This is a genomic window from Vibrio sp. 2132-1, assembly GCF_033344315.1.
The window spans coordinates 1-538 of record NZ_JAWPON010000765.1; the positions used below are offsets into that span (position 1 = coordinate 1).

The 538-nt window shown below is 45.4% G+C and carries 1 protein-coding gene; it reads left to right on the forward strand.

Annotation, left to right across the window (positions count from 1 at the left end):
• Window positions 1-59 precede the first annotated feature (59 nt).
• On the forward strand, window positions 60-538 hold a 479-nt coding region (glpQ, locus tag R8N47_RS27860), incomplete at its 3' end, for a glycerophosphodiester phosphodiesterase (RefSeq protein ID WP_318186442.1).

The following is a 538-nucleotide window of genomic DNA, read 5'->3' on the forward strand; positions in this document are numbered from 1 at the left end:
TAATATTTATTTAAAGAGGCAGTGGAATACTGCCTCTTCGCTTTATCAAGGATATAACAATGAAAACCAAGTCAGTATGTCTCACATTTTTAGCGCTTAGCCTATCTGCTGGCGCAATTGCAAAGCCGCTTGTTATCGCTCACCGCGGCGCTTCTGGTTATTTGCCGGAGCACACTTTAGAAGCCAAAGCTTTGGCTTATGCAATGAAACCAGATTACATCGAGCAAGATGTCGTGATGACGAAAGACGATCAGTTAGTGGTGTTGCATGACCATTACTTGGATCGCGTCACGGATGTAGCGGAGCGTTTTCCTGATCGCGCACGCGAAGATGGTCGTTATTACGCGATTGACTTTACTCTGGCAGAAATCAAATCTCTGCGAGTCACCGAAGGGTTCAATATCGACGAAAACGGCAAAAAAGTCGCCGGTTATCCAACCCGATTCCCAATGTGGAAATCTGATTTCACTGTACCGACGTTTGCTGAAGAGATTGAACTGATCCAAGGCCTTAATAAAACGTTGGGTTACGACATCGG